Genomic DNA, 21,542 nt, shown 5'->3' with positions numbered 1-21,542 from the left:
CCAATTTAATTATTAAAAGTTAATTTTATTTTAATATAAATAAACTAAACATATTAAAATTGACCAATATTTTATTATCTGATTTTTATTAGAAAAAAATTGGAATAATAAAATAATAAATGACTACTTCTAATTCTAATGATAATAATGACTGCTATTTCTCTGTAGATTCTACTTTAGAAGGTAACGTTGTTGCGGGAAATGTACAAACCAACGACACACAAGCTGATTCGATAGTTTCTACAAATAGTTTTTCTGTAACTGCACCAGGGAATGCTTCTTTTCAAGGAGCCATAAATGTTTCGGGTCTTACATCAGTTAACTCACTTAAAATAGAGAACCAACAAAACTCTGCTTCTATAGATCTGCATGGCAATAGACTCAGTAACGTAGCTCGGCCTACTGATGATTCTTCACCAGTTCCAGCAAACTATATACGTTCTCCAGAATATTTTTTCTGCTCACTCGCTCAATTCGGAAGAATCTATGTTAATACAGATGATCCTATTCCGATTATAGGTTCAGATAGAATGGTATACCAATCACAAAACATTTTTTCTCATATAAGGTTCGTTGATTACAAAAGAGGAAGCAATTCCCAAGTTACATATCCAGGAAATCGCTGGGTACAATTACTCAGCAAAGGGATCTATATGATAGATTACGGAATTAATAAGCGTTGGGGTTGGGATAATGGTTGGGGAGGAGACATTCATTTAAGAGACGCAGCAGATGTTGTTTATAGTGCAAATACTATCTATAGTGGCGGAGGGTATGCAGACCAAGGAGCTTTAAGCACATCAATACGCTTACAAGATGTTCCCTCAGATCCGAATGCCGCCGTTTCTAATGGGAATAACGTAGCAAAATCTCTATTTTGTGCACTTTTAATGCAAAATACTGCGGTATTAAGCGGGTTCTATTTCGGTCTCATTTTTTACCCAGAGGATGATACATAGCCATGAACAATAAAAATAATGATATTTTAAGCTCTACACCAGCTAATCCAGATAATAAAACTATAGAAGCAGATGCAACTGGGATAAAAGATCAAAATCTCTATCTAAACAATGCCACATTAAATATTGATGGAAATTTAAACATCGAAGATGAGTTTAATGCTGACTCACTGACTGTACAAAAAGATGTAAACTCAAATTGTGATTTCTTTATCGGTGGAAATCTTTCGGGGAATGATAGTTGCTCATTAAAAGAAACTATTCTCAATGGAGATATTACCGTCTCATCTAATTCTAGTACACAGCCACTTTTTAATAATATCTCGGATCCTGTTTCTCAACGTGATGCTATTACATTTAATTATTATAGAAAGAGTTGTGTACAAGCTTACACTTGTTTTATAGATCACCGTGGGACATCTAATATTGATAAAGATTCCTTAGTATATTTTAAAACAGGATCTTCAAAGGATTTTGAAAATTACACCCCAATGTATCGAAACTATTTTTATGTTGATCCTCAACATATTCGAATCCGAACTCCAGGTATCTATCAGGTAACTTTTCAAGTGACAAGAATGAATGGACAGCACTCAGGAAATGATGAGGTAAATTTATTCTTAAGATTAAATTCCAGTGGAGAATCCCAAAATTTATGTACAGCAGATACTCGTGGTCATTATAACACAGATAGAACGTGTACTTCCTTATACGCTATTTTCTCAATCACAGATGTAACTGGTTCTGATTTACCTTCAGTAACTGTCTTTACAGGAGGTCATATAAATAGCATGTTTTCTGCTGTAAGCGTGATTTGGTTTCCATTTGCATCAAGATTTTCTGAGGAGGATTAAAAAAACTATGTCCACACCTAAAACCAATATAAGCTTCCCTACGTTTGTTCGTTTTAATATCTACTCTAAAGACTTATCAACTGAGAAAAAAAAACGAGCTCTTACTGTACGAGATAACATAACGTCAAAGAACACCACTGTTACTAATCTAACTTGCACTGCTGGAAAACTTAACTGTAGTCAAGACTTGTTTGTCGGCGGAAATATGGATGTTAAAATTGGAAGCAATCGCAAGATAGATTTCTACGGACGAGTAAATCTGACAAACCATACTGTGAGATATCCTAGTAGTTATAATAATAATCAGGAGTATGGACAACAATATGTTTCCTATGGACGCTTTAAACAAACAAAAACCTCTGTTGCTATGCGTTCAGCACTTTCAGGGGGACATGTAAGAACAGGAGAAGTAAAGACAGGAATTTGGGATATTCCCTGGAATAGATTTGGTCAGCAAACTGAGCAGATGGGAATTTCGGCCTTTTACATTCAAAATCAGAGACCCGCTGAACTTACATTTGAAGCAAGTCCATCAAATCCTAAACTCTTCCGTATTACAGTCATTATGGCAAAACATGGGGGGTGGCTAGATAACGGAACAGGGGGAGAATGTCTTTTGATGGCTGTGATCGGCGATAAACAAATATTCTTACAAGGATCCACATGCTCAGGAACAAGTTACTACAGATCTAAACCTATGAAATGGGTTGCAACTACATACCTTGCTACACAAAATGGGTTCTTCTTATTAAGAAACTTAAGTTATTGGTGGCGTGTTGCTTCATTTTCTTGGAATGTAGTTCAGCTACCTTATTTTAGATAAAATATTGAACAACAACTTTGCCCGGTAAAATTTATTCTCCGGGCACTTTTTTTATTACTCGACCAACAAGATCATAACCTACATAACCTGTGATCTCGATTAAATAACGCTCTCCGAATCCTGAAACCAAACGTGCTTCATTAACAATAATACAAGGATCAACTTCAGGAGCTTGTCCATAAAAACGTGCTGTTAGCAAGAGTTCGCTATCAGGGTGATATCCATCAATAACAGCCTCAACAATCTGTCCAACAAGTTGCTTGTTATGTTTCTCAACATTTTTCTTTTGTGTTTGAGAAAGAATCTTAAGTCTTTTCGATTTTATGCTCTGAGATATTTGATCAGGCATTTTCGCAGCTACAGAACCGTCTTCTTGAGAATAAGAAAAGACCCCTAAATTATCGATCCATCCTTCACTAACAAAATCCACAAGATCTTGAAATTCTTTATCGGTTTCTCCAGGGAAACCAACAATGAATGAAGAGCGGATATAAATATGTGGAATGCGTGTGCGTAGCTTAGTTAATAAGTCTAAAATTTGTTCTTTAGATGTGGTTCTTAACATATTTTTTAAGACGCGATTATTAATATGTTGTAGAGGAATATCCACATAGGGGAGTAAACGAGGGTCGCTTTCCATAAGATCAATAATCGTGTCATCAACTTCATCGGGATATAGATAGAGCATACGAATCCAATAATCCCCAGGTTCTTTGAGCATCTCCTGTAATATATTATCTAAACAAGACTTACGGTCTGCAGAGAGATCTTTACCGTAATCACCTAAATCCTGAGCAATTAAAATAATCTCCTTCACTCCCATTTTCAATAATAGGCGGAATTCTTTAATAATTTGATCTAAAGATTTACTTCTTAGTCCACCCTTAATAGTTGGAATAATACAAAAAGCACAACGTTTACGACATCCCTCTGCTATTTTTAAATAAGCATAGTGCTTGGGCGTTGATAGTTTTCTAGGGATCTCTCCCATTTCCAAATAACTTTTGGAAGATAACTTTTCTCCAGCTTCTTTAGATTCAATTGCAGATAAAATATGCTCTACATCTCCAGAACCTAAAACATAGTGTATGTAGGGGAGCCAGGGTTTTAACTCTTCCTTATGCTTAGATACCATACAACCAGTTAGTATAATCTTAGCGCTTTCCTTTTTTGCCTTAATTATACGTTGGAGATAATCCATGGACTCATCTCGAGCTGCTTTTAAAAAAGCGCATGTATTTAAAATCAAATAGTCAGCTTCCTGAAGCATTTCTGTAGCTTCATAACCAGCTTTCAATAAAATACCGAGCATTACCTCACTATCCACAAGGTTTCGAGAGCAGCCTAAACTAATAAAATGAATTTTATTTTGAAGTTGCCTGTTTAAAAAAACCTGTTCTTTAGTTGTCATGAAAATTCTCTTCTAATTATGGGGAAGTTTGCTTGATTCTTTTTGAAAATAAATATAGTATCATAAGCGATTTATCATTTTCTTAAAAGGATTCATCAATGGCTAGTAAGAATCGTGAAATCATTAAATTAAAAAGTTCTGAAAGTTCCGATATGTACTGGACTGTTAAAAATAAAAGAAAAACAACAGGTCGACTAGAACTCAAAAAATATGATAGAAAACTGCGTAGGCACGTAATTTTCAAAGAAGCTAAGTAAAAGATTTTATTTACCTGCTAGCTTCTATTCAAAGTTGTTGAGTAGGTCATGAAATTAGAACTTTTAATCGCATTTAAGTATCTAATACCAAGGAAGAAAAGGTTATCTTCTGCCATTGTTTCCCTATTTTCAATAGGCATCATTTCTTTAGTTACTTGGTTATCCATTGTTTTTATTTCCGTAATCTATGGTTTAGAACAGCGTTGGATTCATGATCTTTCCCAGCTTCACGCTCCAGTAAAACTCTTACCTTCGTCCGCATACTATGATTCTTATTACTATCAAGTAGATAGACACGCGGATCTCTCTCAATATACAACAAAGACCATAGGAGAAAAACTTGCTTCGTCTTTTGTGGATCCTTATGATTCGGATTCAGACTATTCTCTTCCTGAAAACTTTCCAAAACGAGACACAACTTCAAACGGAAAGCTAAAGGATCCTGTAAAAATTGCCTTTGAATCTCTCACTCCTTACCTAAATCAAAATCAGGGTCAACTTCTAGAATTTGAAGAGGGAATTGGTTATATACAGATGGATAGAGTTGCTGATCCCAGTAAATCAGAATCTCGAACATTCTCCCAATTTATTGCCTATCCATCAGATGAAGTTTATAAAACCAGAGTGCTTCCCTACGACCACACAGATTATAGCTCTGAAATTTTAAATCCTTTTAATAGTTCTAATGAAGGCTGGGAAAAAGATTTTGCGAATTTACAAAATACTTATCGAGGATCTGCTATTATTCTTCCTATTAACTATCGTGATATGGGCTATAGAGTAGGGGATAAAGGCGATCTTAGTATTTTCTCTTCAGAAACTCAGAAGGAAATTAAACATCCCATACATGTTATTGGGTTCTATAATCCTGGTTTATCTCCCATGGGTAGTAAGATCGTATTTATTGATATGGATCTAGCTTCTCTAATACGCTCGCAATCTACAGGATTAGGGATGCATAATGGCTTACATGTTTTCTTTCCTAATACTAAGCAAATAACTCCGATTAAAAATCAGATCCAAGCTATCCTATACCAAGCAGGTGTAGATCAATATTGGGAAGTGTCATCTCTTTATGATTACCAGTATTTCAAGCCTATTCTAGATCAGCTTCGTAGTGACCAGATATTATTCTTACTTGTCGCTATTATTATCCTAATCGTTGCTTGTTCAAATGTAGTGACCATGTCCATTCTTCTAGTAAATAATAAGAAGAAAGAAATAGGGATCCTTAAAGCTATGGGGACACCTTCACGAAGTTTAAAAATTATTTTTAGCTTTTGTGGAGCACTTTCTGGGGCTGTTGGTGTGCTTTTCGGAACAATTTTTGCTATTATAACGATGAAAAATCTCTCACTAATTACCCAAGGATTAAGTTATCTACAAGGCAGAGAAGCTTTTAATTCTACATTCTTTGGTCAAGGATTGCCTCAAGAAATCCATATACCAACGATCGCTATACTGGGTTTAGGCACCTTAATCTTAGCAGCTATTTCTGGAGCTTTGCCAGCTAGAAAAGTTGCTGAAATGCACGTGTCAGATATCTTAAAAGCAGAATAATTATGTTACCTCTTATTGAAGCGAAAAATCTTTCCAAGGTTGTCCAACAAAGCAATCAAAATATTGAGATATTACGTAATGTAAGCATCAATCTATATCCTGGGGAAGTTGTTGCTATTACAGGAGCTTCAGGAAATGGGAAAAGCACGCTCCTACATTTGTTGGGAACATTAGACACCCCCTCATCTGGCGAGATTATTTTTCTAGGAAAGAAAAAGGAAACTTATAATCTCTCTAAGTTTAGAAACCAGCACATTGGTTTTATCTTCCAAAACTTCTATCTCTTAGAAGATGATACTGTAATCAAAAATATCTTAATGCCAGCAAGCATTGCTCGACAAAGCATTGCTAAGGGATCTTCAGCATATGAAAAAGCATTAACATTAATAGAATCCGTAGGTCTATCTCATAGAACACATTCACGATGTTGCAATCTATCGGGGGGAGAAAAACAACGTGTGGCTATTGCTAGAGCATTAATAAATGATCCATCCATTTTATTGGCAGATGAACCCTCGGGAAATTTAGACGATCAAACTTCGGAATACATTCATGATCTTCTTCTATCTCAATCACATAATTCACGTGGAGTGCTTATCGTAACACATAATAAGCAACTCGCACGTCAATGCCATCGTGAAGGAATTTTACAAAACGGGGAACTTGTTTTTTAATATCATTCTTCTTTTTCTCCTGTGGATAAATTTAAAGTATATCTAGGAAGATTATCCAAGACTACCTCTTCATTTAGGGGGTCTATAGATCTATGATAGCGTGATTGTCTGTTAAAATATTTAAGAAGCCTATTCTCAGGATTCCTTACTTCTCCCATAAAAATAGATTCTTTTTTCAAACCTAAATTATCGAAATCTTTCCAGGTTAGAAGAGAAATTAAAGGTTCATATAAAGGATGCCTCTCATCTGAAACCTCTCCAAGGCAAGGAACAACAAATTTACGTACTCCTTGTTTACTGCCATCAAGAGCGCATAGAAAATCCCAATTCTCAAAATCTAATGATTTAATCAAACAGAGCTGCTCCCAAGAAACACCGTGTATGCATAGTTCTAAAAGGGAATTTTGAATCGATGTAAAAAACTTTGTAACATCAATACCTGAATCTTCATCACTCTGCCGTCCAACCTGTAGACAGGCTTCTGATATTTTATGTTTTATTTCCTCTAATTGTTCGTTCCCCCAATCTCCATTACGAACATACAAACAACATGTATCAAAATCGTCTCTAGATATCTTTTGAGAGATAAGATGAGTGTTTTTCGAAAAAATAGTCTCAGTATTCCTACAACCTCCAGATTTTCCTAACCAGTAGTAAGCTATTTCTTCACGTGATTGATTAACGAGATCTCTAGTAGGGGATTCTGGGGCTATTTCTATAAATTTTCTCAACCAATATATAGGACAGTTTCTAGTTAATAGAGAATGCAGAGAAGTAAGATCTACTTGTTCAAGACCATCTATAAATTTAGAAATTCCATATTTATTTAATGCTGTTTTTAACTTTTTAGGGAAAGTTCCTAAATATTTATGAAAAGAAATATCCCTATCTTCACCAGCTTGCTCTAAACCATGAATTAATAGACGTATTTCTTGGATAGTGAGTTGCTTTTTTTGAATAAAATCACAAAAAACATGAGGATAATTTTCCTTAAATACTTCCTTAAGTCCCTCAGGCATATTCTTTCTTAAATAATTTGTTAGCAACGCAAAAATAAATAATGCAAGAGCTAAACCACCAAAAATTCCTGCCCAGACGAATCCTATAGGAGTGGCCATAATAATTGCTGGAATAATTGCTAAAATCAAACTAACGGAAGAAATCACAGCCATAATAATAGCTACAGTCAAACGATCTTGAATTCGTTTATCAAACGAATAAGAGGCATGACATCGGCAATCATTCTTAAAAAGGGAATGTAAAATAATTCCTGACATAATAAACACCATAGAACACGTGGATTTTAATAATTAAAATTATAATTAAGCTTGTGTGAATTAGAGTTGAAAAACCCTATAATCTAGATGTCTGTAAGTACACGCTTAGGAATCAAGACATGTTTCTACCTAGGCATTATAGCAATCATACACTTCTACTAAAAACTTTATTGTAATACTGCCATGTTTTGCTCGTTATGACTCTGTAAATAAGATTCTTAAAAAAAGAAAAACAATAACTGCCATCTTGTTGTGTAAAATAAAGCTATCTTATTTAGAGTAAATAGCATTTAATAACCCATGAATGCGAGGAGAATGCCTCCTTGTAGTTCTATAAGCACGATAAAGAGGATTTGATTTTCCTTCACAAAAAGGATCAACTTGTATTAATTATCTTTTGGAAATGCGTCTCAAGATTGCTTTTGTTGCTTTTTATTTGGAAAAAAAATTGCACAAATTTATAATTCCTCCTTCTGATAAGGCGGTTATATTACTATGGAAAAAAGAAAAGACACGAAAACAACCATTGCTAAAGCATCTGACGCTCAGAATAAGTCTTGGTATGTTATCGATGCTACAGGGAAAACCTTGGGAAGACTTTCTTCAGAGGTGGCAAAAATCTTGCGAGGCAAGCATAAAGTAACTTACACGCCTCACATAGCTATGGGTGATGGTGTTATCGTTATTAATGCTGAAAAGGTGCATTTGACAGGGGCTAAGAAAGGTCAAAAAATATATCGATACTATACAGGATACATTTCAGGCATGCGTGAAATTCCTTTCGAAAATATGTTAGCTAAAAAACCATCTTATATTATCGAGCACGCAATTAAAGGTATGATGCCCAAAACTCGCTTGGGTAAACGTCAGTTGAAATCTCTAAGAATATTAAAAGGGGATTCTTACAAGACATTTGAAGCTCAAAAGCCGATTTTATTAGATGTTTAATTTGGGGTAAGTTGTGGTAAAAAATACAATAGAAGAATCAGTAGCTACTGGAAGAAGAAAACAAGCGGTATCTAGCGTTCGCCTTCGTCCAGGAACTGGTAAAATTGATGTGAATGGAAAAGCCTTTGATGAATATTTTCCTTTGGAAATTCAAAGAGTTACTATTCTCTCCCCATTAACGACAGTTCTTGGAAACATCAATGAATTTGACCTAGTTATCCGTATAAATGGTGGTGGAATTCAAGGACAAGTAATTGCGACTCGCTTGGGATTGGCAAGAGCTTTATTGAAAAAGAACATTGATTCAAAACAAGAATTAAAAAGTCACGGCTTTCTTACTAGAGATCCTAGAAAGAAAGAACGTAAAAAATACGGACATAAGAAAGCACGTAAGAGCTTCCAATTCTCTAAACGCTAAAATCCGTTTTATCAAAAGCAGGCGAAGATACTTTCACAGGATGATTAGTCTGCTTTTTTATTTTCTAAATTTCACAATAATCTTGAAAATTCTTTGGTTTACACTATATCTAGAAGAAAATTTTTCTCTTTCTAGGCATTCCAAAAAATACTTGTCCTTGTTTATTGAGGGTTTGAAATCTATTTTTTCTAAACTCTATATCTATTCCTAAATGGAAATACACAATCTTTCCAGGAGCTTGAGCTGCATGAATTAAACATGTCGGACTTTTCTTTAACATTACATGAGAAATCTGTGTCTCTTGATCATTTTGAAGAAAAACAAAACCTCCAAGAGGAAGATCTTTAAAAGACTGAACTGGGTCACAATCTTTATACTGATCTCTAGCATTCCTGGGAATACTCAATCCATTCGCTTGAAACAGAATATTCATAAATCCTGAACAATCTAATCCGTAATCTATGAGAGAAGAGTGAACACAACGTCCCCCCCACACATAGGGAAGATCTAAAAAATTCTCAGATTCTTTAAGTAAAAGATCTATAGATAATGGTGCATTACAAAAACGTACATGATTGATATTACAAAAAGGAACTTCCCTATCAAAAGGACTCCTCATTCCATTTTTAATTTCTTTAGGAAGATTTACTTTACCTCGAGAATCTATTGATAATGGAGAACCATAGGGTAAGGGTATATGCCATGGTTCTAAAAAGGCGTTAAAAGACTTAATAACTGCATTGGGTAAAATATATTGAGACAAGAACGAGAATGAAGTTTTCGAAGATACCTGTTTAACTGGATAAGGACGCCAAAGAGCGTGATCGAGAATCAGCTGAGAGTAAGCGTAGTATGTATCCTTATTAAAAAGTAAACGCTCGCCAAAAAGTAATTGCGTCTCTAAATCACCGTTCGTAGATGAAAGGTCTGAAACAGATGCATAAAGTTGATAGTGTTTCATCTTTCTTATCTACAGTAAAAATTTACTTTCAAGCCTAGATTTTTATACAAGATAAAATACTTTGGAAAACTTCATCAGGAGATGCTTCAGAAGGAATATGCGTTAATTTTCCTAGATCTTCATAGTAGTTAATTACAGGAGCTGTGGATTTTTCATAACTTTCTAATCTCTTATGAATAACCTCTAAAGTATCATCAGAGCGACGAACCAACTTAACACGACACGTCGGACATTCACTAAAACCTTGGCTTTGGTTATAGACATAACTACATAAAGGACAAATAAAGCGAGAATGAATTCTACGAACAATCTCTTCATCGGAAACATCCAACTGTATCACAAGATAATTTGTATTAGACTTAAGTAAGAAATCATTAAGAAGAACCGCCTGGTCTAGAGTTCTCGGAAATCCATCAATAATACATCCCGACTGGTATTCCGGTTTGACTAACATTTCTTCTATAATCTCCCAAACAAGATCATCTGGAACAAGAAGACCTTTATCTATATATTCTGCAGCTTTGATTCCTAGGAGAGTCTCTGATTTTATAGCAGATCGAAAAAGATCTCCTGAACTAATGTGGGGGAGGCCCAGGTGATTAGCAAGACGTTGCGATTGCGTGCCCTTCCCTGACCCTGGAGGTCCCATAATAATATAAAAAATATTCTTTAACATAACCACTATCAAATCTTTGCCTATATAAGGCACTTACATAAAGGTAGGATTTTATCACTAATACGGTAAATGGGCATTGAAGAAATACCGTTTAATAAAATTTTTAGAAACTAAAAATACAGGAATAGGATAGGAAAATCTCCTTCTATTTGCAATCAATATACTATCAAATAGTTTTTAATAAATATAACTCAATGTCTTATGTTCACATTTCAAAATGATTTGAAATAAAGGGGTTATTCGAAATATAATTCCTCGTTAATTTCATATTTTTATTATTAAAATAACTGATCTAATGGCAAATCCTATAGATAATCTTAATCCTAACGGTATGGTTTTAGGTTTTTTAGATTCTATTACAACTGAAAACTCTATTTATGAAATCACAAAATATGAAGACGGTCCGCTGGCGAAACTGATAGGTTCTCAGTTTGTTAATAATCTTGATATCAATAATTTATCAATTATAAACAACATTTTCACTTTAGAAACATCTCCTCACTTTCAGACAGAAACGCATCCTGCTGTGAAGCTTGGGTCAGAATATTCTACATGCTCTTCTTCACAAGGAAGCTTCTGTTTTGACTTGTCGGAAAGTTCTAATCTTTTTCTCATGCTTATTCATGAGCTCTGTTCTGTCATTAATGTTATCTATCAAAATACTATCGGTAGCGTGATAAGAAGTACGATTAACATTTGCTCACTGGTGCAAAAGAGTTTTCTCTTCTATCGTATTGAGAAGAAAATCATAGGATTCCTTAATGAAAGTAATAATATATCTTCATTTAAACGAGGGGGCTATTTAGCTTCAGCATCAGCTTTAAATCACGCTAGAAAATCTGCATTATCTTTACTTGCTTGGAAAATATTTTCTCTCGCCACAGCGATACTTTCAGTATTGGCCATCATAGCGTTTGTTTTGGGATGTATATTTGCATTTAATGCTGGTGGTATTTTTTCGGATGTATTTTTTATGTCTCCGGCAGCATGGACATTAGGTGGAGGAGGCCTTGCGTTTCTTCTTTTAGGGATGCTTTCTATCCCGCACGCTAACTGTGGCCGTGATCGCCGACAATCTGCAATTGATTCTATTCACCGTTCTCTGCTTTGCTTGCATATTAGTGAACAAATCCGTACATCATCTTCTCAAGATTCTGGTAATCTCGCTTCTATAGTAGCTAGAAACTGTTTGAGTCCTTATAGCGATCTTTTAGATCCTGAAGTCTTTCCTCTTTTTACTCCTTCCGAAACATCCATGCGAAGACGTAATATAGAGCAACTAGAACATGTACAAAGAACTAGAATACAAGAGATCCTTACCTCTGTCCCAACTTCAACTTCTCATAGAGGAAGTTCCATACCCCCACCGCCTCCTATTCCTCCTCCTTATGCAGAATTTCCACCAACCTATGAAGAGGTTATGGAAGAAGATAGAATAAGAAATCAAAGTAATAGAAATTAGTATTTATCAAGTTTAAGGGTTTACCATGGCGTGTTATTTAACTTTTGGTAATGAAGATATTAGCGAATATTCAACTTCGCAAAAAACTTCGTGCATAGCTTTCGATCTCATCACATTTCCCGTAATTTCTGTAATTGTGAGTGTGTTAGCTTGGGCTATTTTGCTTATAAAAATAGTTGCTAAAACATTAAAATTCCTATTCCAGCTGATTACTGCTCCATGTAGAGGGGACGAGGAAGTGTCTTTAAGACAAGCTTTTGGTAGATTAAGAACAGAAATGATCACAGAGCATTTAATACTTTTACCTTTAATAGGCTCTATCCTTCAAGGATTTATACTCGTTTATAAAGCCAACCAAAATGGATATGCGGATCTAGGATCCTTAGATTCAGCTGTTTGTTTTATGGAAAGTACGCCAGCATACTTAGCCAATCTGGTTAAATGGTAATGAATTCTTAAAAAATAAAGAAATTGTAAAGATCTTGTTTATTAATTGAAAATATAATCGTGAGATAAAAGTTAAAATGATTTATAATTTTATCCTGATCACTTAATTTATATAAGAAATAATAAACATGACGGCTCCTTCTTTAAATAGTAAGCTCTTAGCATCTAATGAAGATACCCGCCTCTCGATTTTAAATCTTACGAATCAAGGGGCTTTAGATTTTACAGAATTAGATTCAAACTCTCCTGCCTATCGTTTTTTACTACATCGGTCTCGAGCAACCTCCGCATTAATAAATAGATTGGCAGCAACTAGCTCTGCCCTACAGCCTACAGGCACGGCTCCTGAACTAGAGACAGCATTCGCTATCATGTCGACCTCAAGCGCTGTATTTCATTGTGTTGAGCACGTTCTTTGGATAAATGCTTTATGTAATTTATGTCGCGGCGGGGGATCAGGAGGCAGCGGAGATTCTGTTGTCGTTGCTTTTGTTTTCGGTATTCTTGCCACTTTAATTTTAGGAATTTTTGGTTCTTCCCTAGGATCTGCTATTTTAAGCTCCATGAAAATCCATAGTACTTCTAAAGAGATTTCTAAATTACAACGTACTAACAAAGATATTACCCACAGTTTAGCAAGCTTCCGTATTAATGATCAGACAGGTGCCAGATCAAAATCAGCTGCTTTAGTTAGTATAGAGGCGAATAAAGAGCTAGTTTCTGCTTACAAAAATTATAGAGCCTCAAAAATTGCCTTCTTAGTTTGTGCTATTATTTGCTCTATTGCCCTATTAGCATTAGCTGCAGGAGCTATATTGGGGATTTTCTTTTCCGGGCCTCTAGCCGCTGCTGCTATTACCGCAGCTATTATTGGCTGTTGTGCTGGGGGAGGAAGCTTAATACTTATCGGATTCATAAGCTTTATGATTGCTTCCGTATACATGGCCAAAAAACAACAAGCTGCTGTTCTACATTTAAATAGTGCAACTCTCTATTCTATGGTTGCGGATCAAATTCTGAATAATCCTAATGAATATGATAGAAACACGATCAGTCAGATGGTAGTGCAGCAGGCTATAGTGAAATATCCTCAAAGGCTATTTAATCACATGGAGCGCGCCTATCTAAATATAGGACAATTCCCGCGTGGTACCGGGCACCCATCTCCGACACCAAGTGCTCCTCCTTATTCGGATAATCCTCCTCCCTATTCTGACTTCCCTCCAAGCTATGACGAAGCTATAAGATCGGGACAGAATTAAGGAAGAAAATTTTGCGAATTTATAAATTAGATAACATCTAATTTATAAAGCGACGAAATCGAATCGAAATCTTTCGAGTCATAAGTATCCGCAGCAAGAATCCAAAATAGGGGAGTTTTCGCTTGTCCAATGAGCTCTATGGGATAAGGCTGCGACTGCTTATCTTTGGGGAAAAATATACTATTAATAATAGGCTTTTTATTCTCTCCTTGAACATAAACGACTATATGTCTTGCTTTATGGACAACAGGTAAAGTAAGAGTCATTCTCTCAGCTTCTAATTGTGGAACTTTATTGAACATCACTAGACGCTCTTGTTCTTTTAAAGCTAATGTGTTTGGAAATAATGATAAGGTGTGGCCATCTTCACCGAGCCCAAGCATAATCATATCAAAACTTGCTTCAGGAACTATAGATTCTATGAGATCCTGATATTTTCTAGCTCCGTCAGGATCTTCAGGTTCCATACGAAAAACCTGTTCCTCAGGAATATATAAGTCCCGAAGAATACTCATAGCCTGTCCGTAGTTGCTTTCATAAGATGTGTGGGGCACATTTCTTTCATCTCCCCAAAATAGAAAGATCTTTGTAGGATCGGAGATCTTCTCTTTATTTCGTACAACCTCTTTAAAAATTTCTAGGGGAGTCTTTCCTCCAGAAAGAGCAACGTAAAAAGCTCCTCGTTGTTTGATTGATTTATTAGCACTTGCTATCCAATCCTTACTTGCCAAATCGATGAATAGTTCTGGTTTTTTTGTGAGTAGGAGTTTATTTGTGTCGTTAAAGTTAACTAATGTTGCCATAATTGTCTCAAAATAAAGTTAAGTTACAGGGGACGCCAACTTCTTCCGTCAGCTTGTAATAATTCCTCGGCTTCCTTAGGGCCTGAGGATCCAGCAACATAATTAGGAAAATGCACATCAGAAAAATCTTGCTCCCATCGCTTTAAAATCGGTGTAAAGAGCTCCCAAGAATCCATAACTTCATCGCTACAGGTAAATAAAATCCTATCACCTAGAATGCAATCACAAAGTAATCTCTCATAAGCTTCTGGAGCTGTCGTTTTAAAATAAGTGTCGTAGCGAAAATCCATCTTCACAGGACGTACGATATTATTCATTCCAGGAACTTTACAGTTAAATTTCAGTGCAACGCCTTCATCTGGTTGTATACGGATAATTAAAAGATCATTTTCTACAGGACATATAGGACAAGCCTCGGACTCAAATAGAGTCGAGTAGGATTTTTTGAAAATAATAGAAATATCCGTAGAACGTTTAGAAAGGCGCTTTCCTGCTCGAAGATAAAAAGGAATTCCCAACCAACGCGGGTTATCAATAAACATCTTTAATGCAACATAGGTCTCTATCATAGAATCTGGGGCTACATTTTCTTCTTCACGATAGCCAAGAACAGATACCCCTTGTACTTCTCCAGGACCATACTGCCCACGGACAACATCTTCTTTAGAAAAAGGACGTATTTTTTTAAGAATATTGATCTTTTCTTTTTTAATTTCTTCAGAATTGAATATTGAAGGAGGTTCCATAGTTAATAGACACAGTAGCTGCATCATATGGTTCTGTACCATATCACGAAGCATTCCTGATTTTTCAAAGAAGTTGCCTCGGGTGCCTATGCCTATAGATTCACTGACACTAATTTGTACATGATCAATGTATTGAGAATTCCAACAAGATTCAAATAAGGTATTAGCAAAACGTATCGTAAGGATATTTTGTACGGTTTCTTTCCCTAAATAATGATCTATACGGTAGACAGAATCTTCATCTAGATTATCATCTATGTATTTTTGTAGCTCTTTAGCGCTTTGTAGGTCGACACCAAAGGGTTTTTCTATAATTACTCGAGACCAGGGTTTACCTTCTCCTTGATCATGATAGAAAAGGTTGTGTTTGTTAATGTTTTCAATAATCTCGGGGAAATAATCTGGAGGTGTTGATAGATAAAATAAACGGTTCCCTTCTGTTCCGTATTTCTTATCGATATCTTCAAGTCTTTCTTTCAATGAAGCGTAGCCTTCCTCAGAAGAGAAATTTGATTCATGATAAAATATTCGAGACTCAAATTCTTCCCAAATACGAATATCGAGCTCTTGAGCACGTGAAAAATTTTGTATTGCCTGCTTCATTTCTTCGCGAAATTGTTCATGGCTTTTCTTTCTTCTAGCAAAACCTACACAAACAAAATTTTCAGATAGTCTGCCTTCTTTGATCAGATGATACAATGCTGGAAATAATTTCCGCGCTGTAAGATCCCCTGTAGCACCAAAGATTACCATCACACAGGGTGGGCATGGAGGAAAAGTTCTCTCTGTATCTCTATTTTCATTACTTGTCATTTCCATCGTGCTTGAGGCCTCGTGACATAGATAAAAATATATAGAATAACAAAAAAAGAATAAAAATAACTACGAAGAAACTTACTTATGCTTATATAGGAATTCAAATTCAGATGAAATTGGGTGGTTAGATTTAAACTATGGTGGGGTCCGAATAAAAATAAGTTCCGTTTGACTAAGTAGTTAACCTTATATTTTTATTTAAAATTAGGAGACTTTTGCATAACGAAAATCTACATTTCCAGTAGGAAAATAGCTAATGTTGGATATGTTTTCATTTAAGGTAAAATAAAAAATGTCGTAGTACAGAGGTTCAACAATACGAAGGTTCTCTAAATATAATGCCGCTTGAGAAACAAGTTGTTTACGTTTTTCTAAGTCTGTTTCTTTGTGAATGGTTGTTATTAGCAGCGTAAAGTCTTCTCTATCCAGCATGTAGGGTTGGATACCGGTAGGGCGATCAAAAATTGTGAGAAATGCCATGGGATCAAAAAAATCTGCATACCAACAGCATATTGCCAATGAAAAATCTCCAGAAAACAAATCGGATTGTAAAAGAGCAAATTCTTTTATGGTTATAGAAATTGTAAATCCTAAGATATCCTTCCATTGTTCACGTATCATTTGAGCAAAAAGAGCATTTGCAGAGGATATTGGGGTCAATATCAATGGAAGACCATCTAAATCTTTTGCTGAAATATTAAGCTCTTCAAGAGATTCTCTAAATAATCTTTTTGCCTTTCTATTACGCTCTTCGAGTGTAGAATTATTTGTATCTGGATAGGTATGTAAGTTATCTGGCAAAATATGTTCTACGCATCTTTTCCTTCCCAAAAATACTGTGGAAACGAATTTTTCTTTATCTAGAGCTAGAGAAAGAGCTTCTCTTAACTTTGGGTGATTTAGAGGTGACTTATTTACGTTAAAAATCAACCAAGAAGTTCCTGCAACATCAAAAGAGCAGAGACTTCCTTGCGTTTGTAGATATGATAGAGTTTCTATTGGGATCCGATCTCCCCACGGAGGCCCCTGCCAATCAATTTTTCCCTGATTAAACAGAAGAGAGGCGGTATTGGGATCAGCTATGAAATGTATAGTGATCGTCTCAATATCAACTTGTTCTTGATTATAGTAATAAGGATTTTTCTCAAGTTTTAGCCATTGTTTCTCTTTTATTTGTTTAGGATAAAAGGCACTGCTAGCAATCGGAATCATACTAGGTGATTGGCGTTGATTCTTATGTATAGGGAAAAACACGGGTAAAGCTAAAAGCTTTAAAAAATGCGAAGTTGGAGACTCTAGTTCAATAACTAAAGTCTTATCATTCTTAGCGTAAAAACCAACACTATCTAAAGAAGTTAGACCCTTCTGAATTTTCTCAACATTTTTAATAGGATTGAAAGCAAAAGAATATACACTGAGAATTTCATTACTAATAACTTGTTTCCAAGAGGCAATAAAATCTTCAGAAGTTATAGGATCGCCATTACTCCAATGAGCTTGTCTTAAATTAAAAGTATAGGTCTTTCCATCATTGGACAAAGAAAAGCTTTCTGCGAGTGCTGGTTCAGAATGTCCTGTCGATGTGTTTTCTTGAATCAACCCCTCGTATATGTGTCGTGTTAAATTCATATCAGAGAGAAGACGAACTTGTCTAGGATCCAAAGATCTGGGATCATCTCTCATATTAATAGACAGATTTTTAGAATGCTGAAAATTCGTACATCCATGGAATAATATGGAGGGGGTAGTGAAGAATATGAAGCCGATGCTCGTCAATATCTTGCGCAAAGAATATTCCTAAACTAATTTTTTTAGAAAAATTAAAACAGCTGAACTAGTTCTCAGATTCCCGAAAATAGGTAATAAATAAATCTAAAAACATTAATTGTCGGAACATGATAAAATCATCTTCTTATTATAACAAGATGAAAGTTTAAAAAATTAATTAATATGATTATTAAAATTACATTGAGAGATAAAAAACTATAATCGAATAAAATAGTAGTGAGTTTTTGCACTCACATATGTGCGGTCAATTGTCAATAGATTGTTCTGTCTATTTAAGGAAAATTAGGGTGCTTTAACATAGCGAAAATCTACAACTCCTGTAGGAGAAAAATTAAAATTCGATAGCTTTTTATTTAATGCAAAATGAAAAGCATCGTGATAAATCGGCTCGATGATATGGAAAGTTTCGAGATATAGAGACGCTTGTGAAATTAGTTCATTACGCTTATTTAGATCCCTTTCTTCTTGAATAGTTGTTAGAAGTGTCATGAAGTCCTTATGGTTTAATACATAGGGAGGCACTCCTGAAGGATGAGCAAAAATCGTGAGAAATGCCATAGGATCTGAGAAATCTGCGAACCATCCTCCTGTAGCCAATGAGAAATGCCCTGAGGCTAATTCTGCTTGCAAGAGAGAAAATTCTTTTCCTGCTATAGGAATAGAAAATCCTAAGATATCTTTCCATTGCTCACGAATCATCTGAACAAGTAAAGCACTTGCCGAAGAACCTGCGGGGAAGACTAAGGAGTGGCTTTCTAAATCTTTCTCTGAGATCTTTAGCTCTTCTAAAGACTCTTGAAAGAGTTTTTTAGCAAGATACCTGCGTTGTTCTTTAGAAGGAAGTTCTAAACTTGGGTAGGTGTGTAAACTATTTGGCAATAAATGTTGCGCAGGTTTAGCTCTATCTAAAAATATTGTAGAAACCAATGATTCCTTATCTAAAGCTAAGGAAAGAGCCTTTCTTAGCTTAGTATGGTTAAGGGGAAACTTATTTATATTAAAAGTTAACCAAGAAGTTCCTGCAACATCAAAAGAATGGAGATTTCCCTTGGATTGTAGACGCGATAGGGTTTCTGTTGGAATGCGCTCTCCCCAAGGAGGGCCTTGCCAATGCAGTTTACCTTGATTAAATAATAAGGCAGCAGTATTTGCATCAGGAATAAAGTGCACAGTGATTGTTTGAGTTTGAACCTGCTCTTGATTGTAGTAGTAAGGGTTTTTCTCAAGACGCAACCACTGCTTTTGTTTGATTTTTTTAGGATAAAAGGCGCTGCTAGCAATAGGTAAAGCTAATTGAGACTGTCGTTGATCCTTATGAACCGGGAAAAAAATGGGTAAAGCTAGAAGCTTTAAAAAATGTGAGGTTGGGGATTCCAGTTCAATAACTAACGTTTTATCATCTTCAGCATGAAAACCTATATCCTCCTTAGAGAGTATTCCCTGCTGGATTTTCTTAATATTTTTAATAGGATCGAAAGCAAAGCTATAGACTCCTGAAACTTCTTGATTTACAACTTGCCTCCAAGAGGCAATAAAATCTTCAGAAGTTAGGGGATCACCATTACTCCAATATGCTTTCCTTAGATGAAAGGTGTATGTCTTTCCATCATCAGATAGAGAATAGCTTTCTGCGAGTGCCGGCTCTAAATGTCCTGTATGAGTATTTTCCTGAACCAATCCCTCATAAATATGCTTAATTAAATTAATATCAGAAAGCAGCCGAACTTCGCGAGGGTCTAAAGACCTCGGATCGTCTTTCATATTTATAGAGAGATGATCTTGTGGTTTGCGAAAGTTTTTACATCCATGAAGCATTAGAGAAGAGGAGATAAGGAAGCTGAGACAGATTCCCAATGATATCTTGCGCATGGAGTAATTCCTAAAGTGGTTTTTTCTGAGAGAAACAGCTCTCGTCCTAATCCTGCTATCATTGCAGCATTATCCGTACATAACTTAGAAGAAGGAAAGTATAAAGGCAAATTTAGAGTGTCTTTCAATAAGTTTTGGAAATACCTATTGTTTGCTACTCCCCCTCCGACAAGTATCGATCTGCACGAAAATTTTTTTACAATATTAGGAAGTTTTTGTGCAATGGTCGTGAAAGCAGCTTTTTGAAAAGATGCTGAAATATTACTTTTTTCTTTCTCAGAAAGCTCTGGCAGGGGTGTACGATTATTACTGTTGTTGCCCTTAATTGCGTAAAGAACAGCAGTTTTTAATCCACTAAAAGACAAATCATATCCTGGAACTTTAGAAGGAGAAAAAGGGAAAGATTCTTCGCACCCATGGGATGCAATTTTTTCTATTAAAGAGCCTCCGGGATAGGGGAGTCCAAGGAATCTCGCCACCTTATCAAAAGTCTCTCCTATAGCGTCGTCTCGAGTTTTCCCTATTAACTTATAAGTTAAAGGATCTTCCATCAAAAACATAGCCGTATGGGCTCCAGAAACCACCAAGCCTAAAGCGGGGAATTCTACATTTTCTGCTTCCATATAGGCTGCGTAAAGATGTGCTTCTACATGATTAACACCAATAACGGGTTTTTGGCATCCTATAGCTAAACCTTTGGCAAAATTAACACCTATAGCTAAAGAACCTATGAGTCCTGGTGTATTTGTTACTGCAATAAGATCAATATCCTCTAAAGAAACCCCTGACTCTTTTAAAGCGGATTTCACAACAGAAGGGAATACTTTTAGATGAGTTCTAGAGGCTAATTCAGGAACAACTCCCCCGTAAGATGTGTGATCTTCTTGTGAAGAAACTACATTAGCAATGATTTGTGCGTTAGCATCTACCAAGGCACAAGCCGTCTCATCACAAGAGCTCTCCAACCCAAGGGTAAGCATAAAAACCAAAGAAAAATATAAACCAGTGCTCTATAGTAAAATGGTCTTCTGAATATCAGCAAGGAAAACTTCAAGAGGCGAAATGAAAAAAAATGTAGCAGTTGACGAAGCTTTAAAAGAAATTTTAAATAAAGAAGGGGCTTCAACTCAGGAAGAAATTTGCGAAAAACTCTCTTCTCTAGGGATTGCAATGACACAATCTTCCGTGTCTCGTTGGTTAAGAAAGGTTCATGCAATAAAGATTCCTGGAGAAAAAGGGGCGCGTTATTCTCTTCCTCCTTCAATAGATGAGTCCAATATTAAGCATTTGGTTTTTTCTATTCGGCATAATTCTTCTCTAATCGTTATCCGAACAGCTCCGGGATCTGCTTCATGGATAGCTGGCTTAATTGACAACAAGTTTTCAGAAAACATCTTAGGAACTTTAGCCGGAGATGATACAATTTTTATTACACCTATTGCAGAGTCAATGATTTCCTTGATAATCAAAGATATAGAAAACTTCTTGCTAGTTTTTTCAGATTAAGCGCATGATTATGCTTTGAGAGTAA

At 35.6% G+C, this 21,542-nt stretch carries 21 protein-coding genes; 12 read left to right on the top strand and 9 right to left on the bottom strand.

What is annotated here, in order from left to right; genetic code table 11:
• Nucleotides 1–119: 119 nt before the first annotated feature.
• Genes O1W70_RS00210 through O1W70_RS00200 form a run of 3 tightly spaced genes read left to right on the top strand, consistent with a single transcriptional unit; the run spans nt 120 to nt 2,636 of the window.
• Nucleotides 120–959: a hypothetical protein gene (locus tag O1W70_RS00210; protein WP_332381436.1), complete on the top strand. Its 840-nt coding sequence runs from the start codon at nt 120–122 to the stop codon at nt 957–959.
• A gap of 2 nt (nt 960–961) precedes the next feature.
• Nucleotides 962–1,813, top strand: a complete 852-nt coding sequence (locus O1W70_RS00205) for a hypothetical protein (protein ID WP_332381437.1) — start codon at nt 962–964, stop codon at nt 1,811–1,813.
• A gap of 7 nt (nt 1,814–1,820) precedes the next feature.
• Nucleotides 1,821–2,636, top strand: a complete 816-nt coding sequence (locus tag O1W70_RS00200) for a hypothetical protein (protein ID WP_332381438.1) — start codon at nt 1,821–1,823, stop codon at nt 2,634–2,636.
• Nucleotides 2,637–2,667: 31 nt separating this feature from the next.
• Here the strand turns inward: O1W70_RS00200 and rimO are convergent, their stop codons facing one another.
• Nucleotides 2,668–4,047, bottom strand: a complete 1,380-nt coding sequence (rimO, locus tag O1W70_RS00195; protein ID WP_332381439.1) for a 30S ribosomal protein S12 methylthiotransferase RimO — start codon at nt 4,045–4,047, stop codon at nt 2,668–2,670.
• Between the two features lie 98 nt (nt 4,048–4,145).
• Between rimO and rpmG the strand changes: the two genes are divergently transcribed.
• Genes rpmG through O1W70_RS00180 form a run of 3 tightly spaced genes read left to right on the top strand, consistent with a single transcriptional unit; the run spans nt 4,146 to nt 6,538 of the window.
• The gene (gene rpmG, locus O1W70_RS00190; RefSeq protein WP_006343203.1) at nt 4,146–4,304 is read left to right on the top strand and encodes a 50S ribosomal protein L33; all 159 of its coding nucleotides are present in this window, start codon (nt 4,146–4,148) and stop codon (nt 4,302–4,304) included.
• A 48-nt stretch (nt 4,305–4,352) separates the two neighbouring features.
• Entirely contained in the window at nt 4,353–5,864 is a 1,512-nt protein-coding gene (locus tag O1W70_RS00185; protein ID WP_375797236.1) for an ABC transporter permease, read from the top strand.
• 2 nt (nt 5,865–5,866) lie between these two features.
• A complete protein-coding gene (locus O1W70_RS00180) occupies nt 5,867–6,538 on the top strand; it encodes an ABC transporter ATP-binding protein (protein WP_332381441.1) in 672 nt (223 codons plus the stop codon).
• A gap of 2 nt (nt 6,539–6,540) precedes the next feature.
• On the opposite strand, the gene O1W70_RS00175 is transcribed toward O1W70_RS00180, so the two are convergent.
• Nucleotides 6,541–7,827: a DUF1389 domain-containing protein gene (locus O1W70_RS00175; RefSeq protein WP_375797235.1), complete on the bottom strand. Its 1,287-nt coding sequence runs from the start codon at nt 7,825–7,827 to the stop codon at nt 6,541–6,543.
• A gap of 483 nt (nt 7,828–8,310) precedes the next feature.
• Here O1W70_RS00175 and rplM point away from each other — a divergent pair, with 483 nt between their 5' ends.
• The gene (gene rplM / locus O1W70_RS00170) at nt 8,311–8,763 is read left to right on the top strand and encodes a 50S ribosomal protein L13 (protein WP_117274320.1); all 453 of its coding nucleotides are present in this window, start codon (nt 8,311–8,313) and stop codon (nt 8,761–8,763) included.
• Between the two features lie 13 nt (nt 8,764–8,776).
• Nucleotides 8,777–9,181, top strand: a complete 405-nt coding sequence (gene rpsI, locus O1W70_RS00165) for a 30S ribosomal protein S9 (RefSeq protein WP_332381443.1) — start codon at nt 8,777–8,779, stop codon at nt 9,179–9,181.
• 109 nt (nt 9,182–9,290) lie between these two features.
• On the opposite strand, the gene O1W70_RS00160 is transcribed toward rpsI, so the two are convergent.
• Nucleotides 9,291–10,142 carry an NlpC/P60 family protein gene (locus O1W70_RS00160; protein WP_332381444.1) on the bottom strand — a complete coding sequence of 284 codons (852 nt, stop codon included), beginning with the start codon at nt 10,140–10,142 and terminating at the stop codon, nt 9,291–9,293.
• Between the two features lie 34 nt (nt 10,143–10,176).
• A complete protein-coding gene (locus tag O1W70_RS00155; protein WP_332381445.1) occupies nt 10,177–10,818 on the bottom strand; it encodes an adenylate kinase in 642 nt (213 codons plus the stop codon).
• 295 nt (nt 10,819–11,113) lie between these two features.
• On the opposite strand from O1W70_RS00155, the gene garD (O1W70_RS00150) reads away from it, so the two are divergent.
• The 3 genes from garD (O1W70_RS00150) to garD (O1W70_RS00140) all read left to right on the top strand — a co-directional run bounded on the left by garD (O1W70_RS00150) (nt 11,114) and on the right by garD (O1W70_RS00140) (nt 13,989).
• Entirely contained in the window at nt 11,114–12,280 is a 1,167-nt protein-coding gene (gene garD, locus O1W70_RS00150; RefSeq protein ID WP_332381446.1) for an inclusion membrane protein GarD, read from the top strand.
• 25 nt (nt 12,281–12,305) lie between these two features.
• Nucleotides 12,306–12,728: a hypothetical protein gene (locus tag O1W70_RS00145; protein ID WP_332381447.1), complete on the top strand. Its 423-nt coding sequence runs from the start codon at nt 12,306–12,308 to the stop codon at nt 12,726–12,728.
• A gap of 127 nt (nt 12,729–12,855) precedes the next feature.
• Nucleotides 12,856–13,989: an inclusion membrane protein GarD gene (gene garD, locus O1W70_RS00140; RefSeq protein ID WP_332381448.1), complete on the top strand. Its 1,134-nt coding sequence runs from the start codon at nt 12,856–12,858 to the stop codon at nt 13,987–13,989.
• 26 nt (nt 13,990–14,015) lie between these two features.
• Here the strand turns inward: garD (O1W70_RS00140) and pgl are convergent, their stop codons facing one another.
• From pgl to tsaD, 5 genes are all read right to left on the bottom strand, one after another.
• Nucleotides 14,016–14,792: a 6-phosphogluconolactonase gene (gene pgl / locus O1W70_RS00135; RefSeq protein WP_332381449.1), complete on the bottom strand. Its 777-nt coding sequence runs from the start codon at nt 14,790–14,792 to the stop codon at nt 14,016–14,018.
• 23 nt (nt 14,793–14,815) lie between these two features.
• A complete protein-coding gene (gene zwf, locus O1W70_RS00130) occupies nt 14,816–16,357 on the bottom strand; it encodes a glucose-6-phosphate dehydrogenase (protein ID WP_332381450.1) in 1,542 nt (513 codons plus the stop codon).
• A gap of 201 nt (nt 16,358–16,558) precedes the next feature.
• The gene (locus O1W70_RS00125) at nt 16,559–18,142 is read right to left on the bottom strand and encodes a peptide ABC transporter substrate-binding protein (protein WP_375797234.1); all 1,584 of its coding nucleotides are present in this window, start codon (nt 18,140–18,142) and stop codon (nt 16,559–16,561) included.
• 282 nt (nt 18,143–18,424) lie between these two features.
• Nucleotides 18,425–20,011, bottom strand: coding sequence for a peptide ABC transporter substrate-binding protein (locus O1W70_RS00120; protein WP_332381451.1), 1,587 nt, complete (start codon nt 20,009–20,011; stop codon nt 18,425–18,427).
• Nucleotides 19,957–20,991: a tRNA (adenosine(37)-N6)-threonylcarbamoyltransferase complex transferase subunit TsaD gene (gene tsaD, locus O1W70_RS00115; protein WP_375797233.1), complete on the bottom strand. Its 1,035-nt coding sequence runs from the start codon at nt 20,989–20,991 to the stop codon at nt 19,957–19,959. The genes O1W70_RS00120 and tsaD overlap by 55 nt, the downstream gene beginning before the upstream one ends.
• Nucleotides 20,992–21,073: 82 nt before the next feature.
• On the opposite strand from tsaD, the gene argR reads away from it, so the two are divergent.
• Entirely contained in the window at nt 21,074–21,517 is a 444-nt protein-coding gene (argR, locus tag O1W70_RS00110; RefSeq protein WP_332381453.1) for an arginine repressor, read from the top strand.
• The last annotated feature ends 25 nt before the right edge of the window (nt 21,518–21,542 follow it).

It is taken from the genome of Chlamydia sp. 16-02, assembly GCF_042235055.1.
Lineage (GTDB): Bacteria > Chlamydiota > Chlamydiia > Chlamydiales > Chlamydiaceae > Chlamydia.
This window is presented reverse-complemented; position numbering and strand designations above follow the sequence as displayed.

Coding starts and splice junctions, on each gene's coding strand:
- garD (WP_332381446.1), top strand. CDS start 11,114: ATGGCAAATCCTATAGATAATCTTAATCCTAACGGTATGGTTTTAGGT.
- pgl (WP_332381449.1), bottom strand. CDS start 14,792: ATGGCAACATTAGTTAACTTTAACGACACAAATAAACTCCTACTCACA.
- O1W70_RS00155 (WP_332381445.1), bottom strand. CDS start 10,818: ATGTTAAAGAATATTTTTTATATTATTATGGGACCTCCAGGGTCAGGG.
- O1W70_RS00210 (WP_332381436.1), top strand. CDS start 120: ATGACTACTTCTAATTCTAATGATAATAATGACTGCTATTTCTCTGTA.
- rimO (WP_332381439.1), bottom strand. CDS start 4,047: ATGACAACTAAAGAACAGGTTTTTTTAAACAGGCAACTTCAAAATAAA.
- zwf (WP_332381450.1), bottom strand. CDS start 16,357: ATGGAAATGACAAGTAATGAAAATAGAGATACAGAGAGAACTTTTCCT.
- O1W70_RS00205 (WP_332381437.1), top strand. CDS start 962: ATGAACAATAAAAATAATGATATTTTAAGCTCTACACCAGCTAATCCA.
- O1W70_RS00160 (WP_332381444.1), bottom strand. CDS start 10,142: ATGAAACACTATCAACTTTATGCATCTGTTTCAGACCTTTCATCTACG.
- O1W70_RS00180 (WP_332381441.1), top strand. CDS start 5,867: ATGTTACCTCTTATTGAAGCGAAAAATCTTTCCAAGGTTGTCCAACAA.
- O1W70_RS00185 (WP_375797236.1), top strand. CDS start 4,353: ATGAAATTAGAACTTTTAATCGCATTTAAGTATCTAATACCAAGGAAG.
- O1W70_RS00200 (WP_332381438.1), top strand. CDS start 1,821: ATGTCCACACCTAAAACCAATATAAGCTTCCCTACGTTTGTTCGTTTT.
- O1W70_RS00175 (WP_375797235.1), bottom strand. CDS start 7,827: ATGGTGTTTATTATGTCAGGAATTATTTTACATTCCCTTTTTAAGAAT.
- O1W70_RS00145 (WP_332381447.1), top strand. CDS start 12,306: ATGGCGTGTTATTTAACTTTTGGTAATGAAGATATTAGCGAATATTCA.
- garD (WP_332381448.1), top strand. CDS start 12,856: ATGACGGCTCCTTCTTTAAATAGTAAGCTCTTAGCATCTAATGAAGAT.
- argR (WP_332381453.1), top strand. CDS start 21,074: ATGAAAAAAAATGTAGCAGTTGACGAAGCTTTAAAAGAAATTTTAAAT.
- O1W70_RS00120 (WP_332381451.1), bottom strand. CDS start 20,011: ATGCGCAAGATATCATTGGGAATCTGTCTCAGCTTCCTTATCTCCTCT.
- tsaD (WP_375797233.1), bottom strand. CDS start 20,991: ATGCTTACCCTTGGGTTGGAGAGCTCTTGTGATGAGACGGCTTGTGCC.
- rplM (WP_117274320.1), top strand. CDS start 8,311: ATGGAAAAAAGAAAAGACACGAAAACAACCATTGCTAAAGCATCTGAC.
- rpmG (WP_006343203.1), top strand. CDS start 4,146: ATGGCTAGTAAGAATCGTGAAATCATTAAATTAAAAAGTTCTGAAAGT.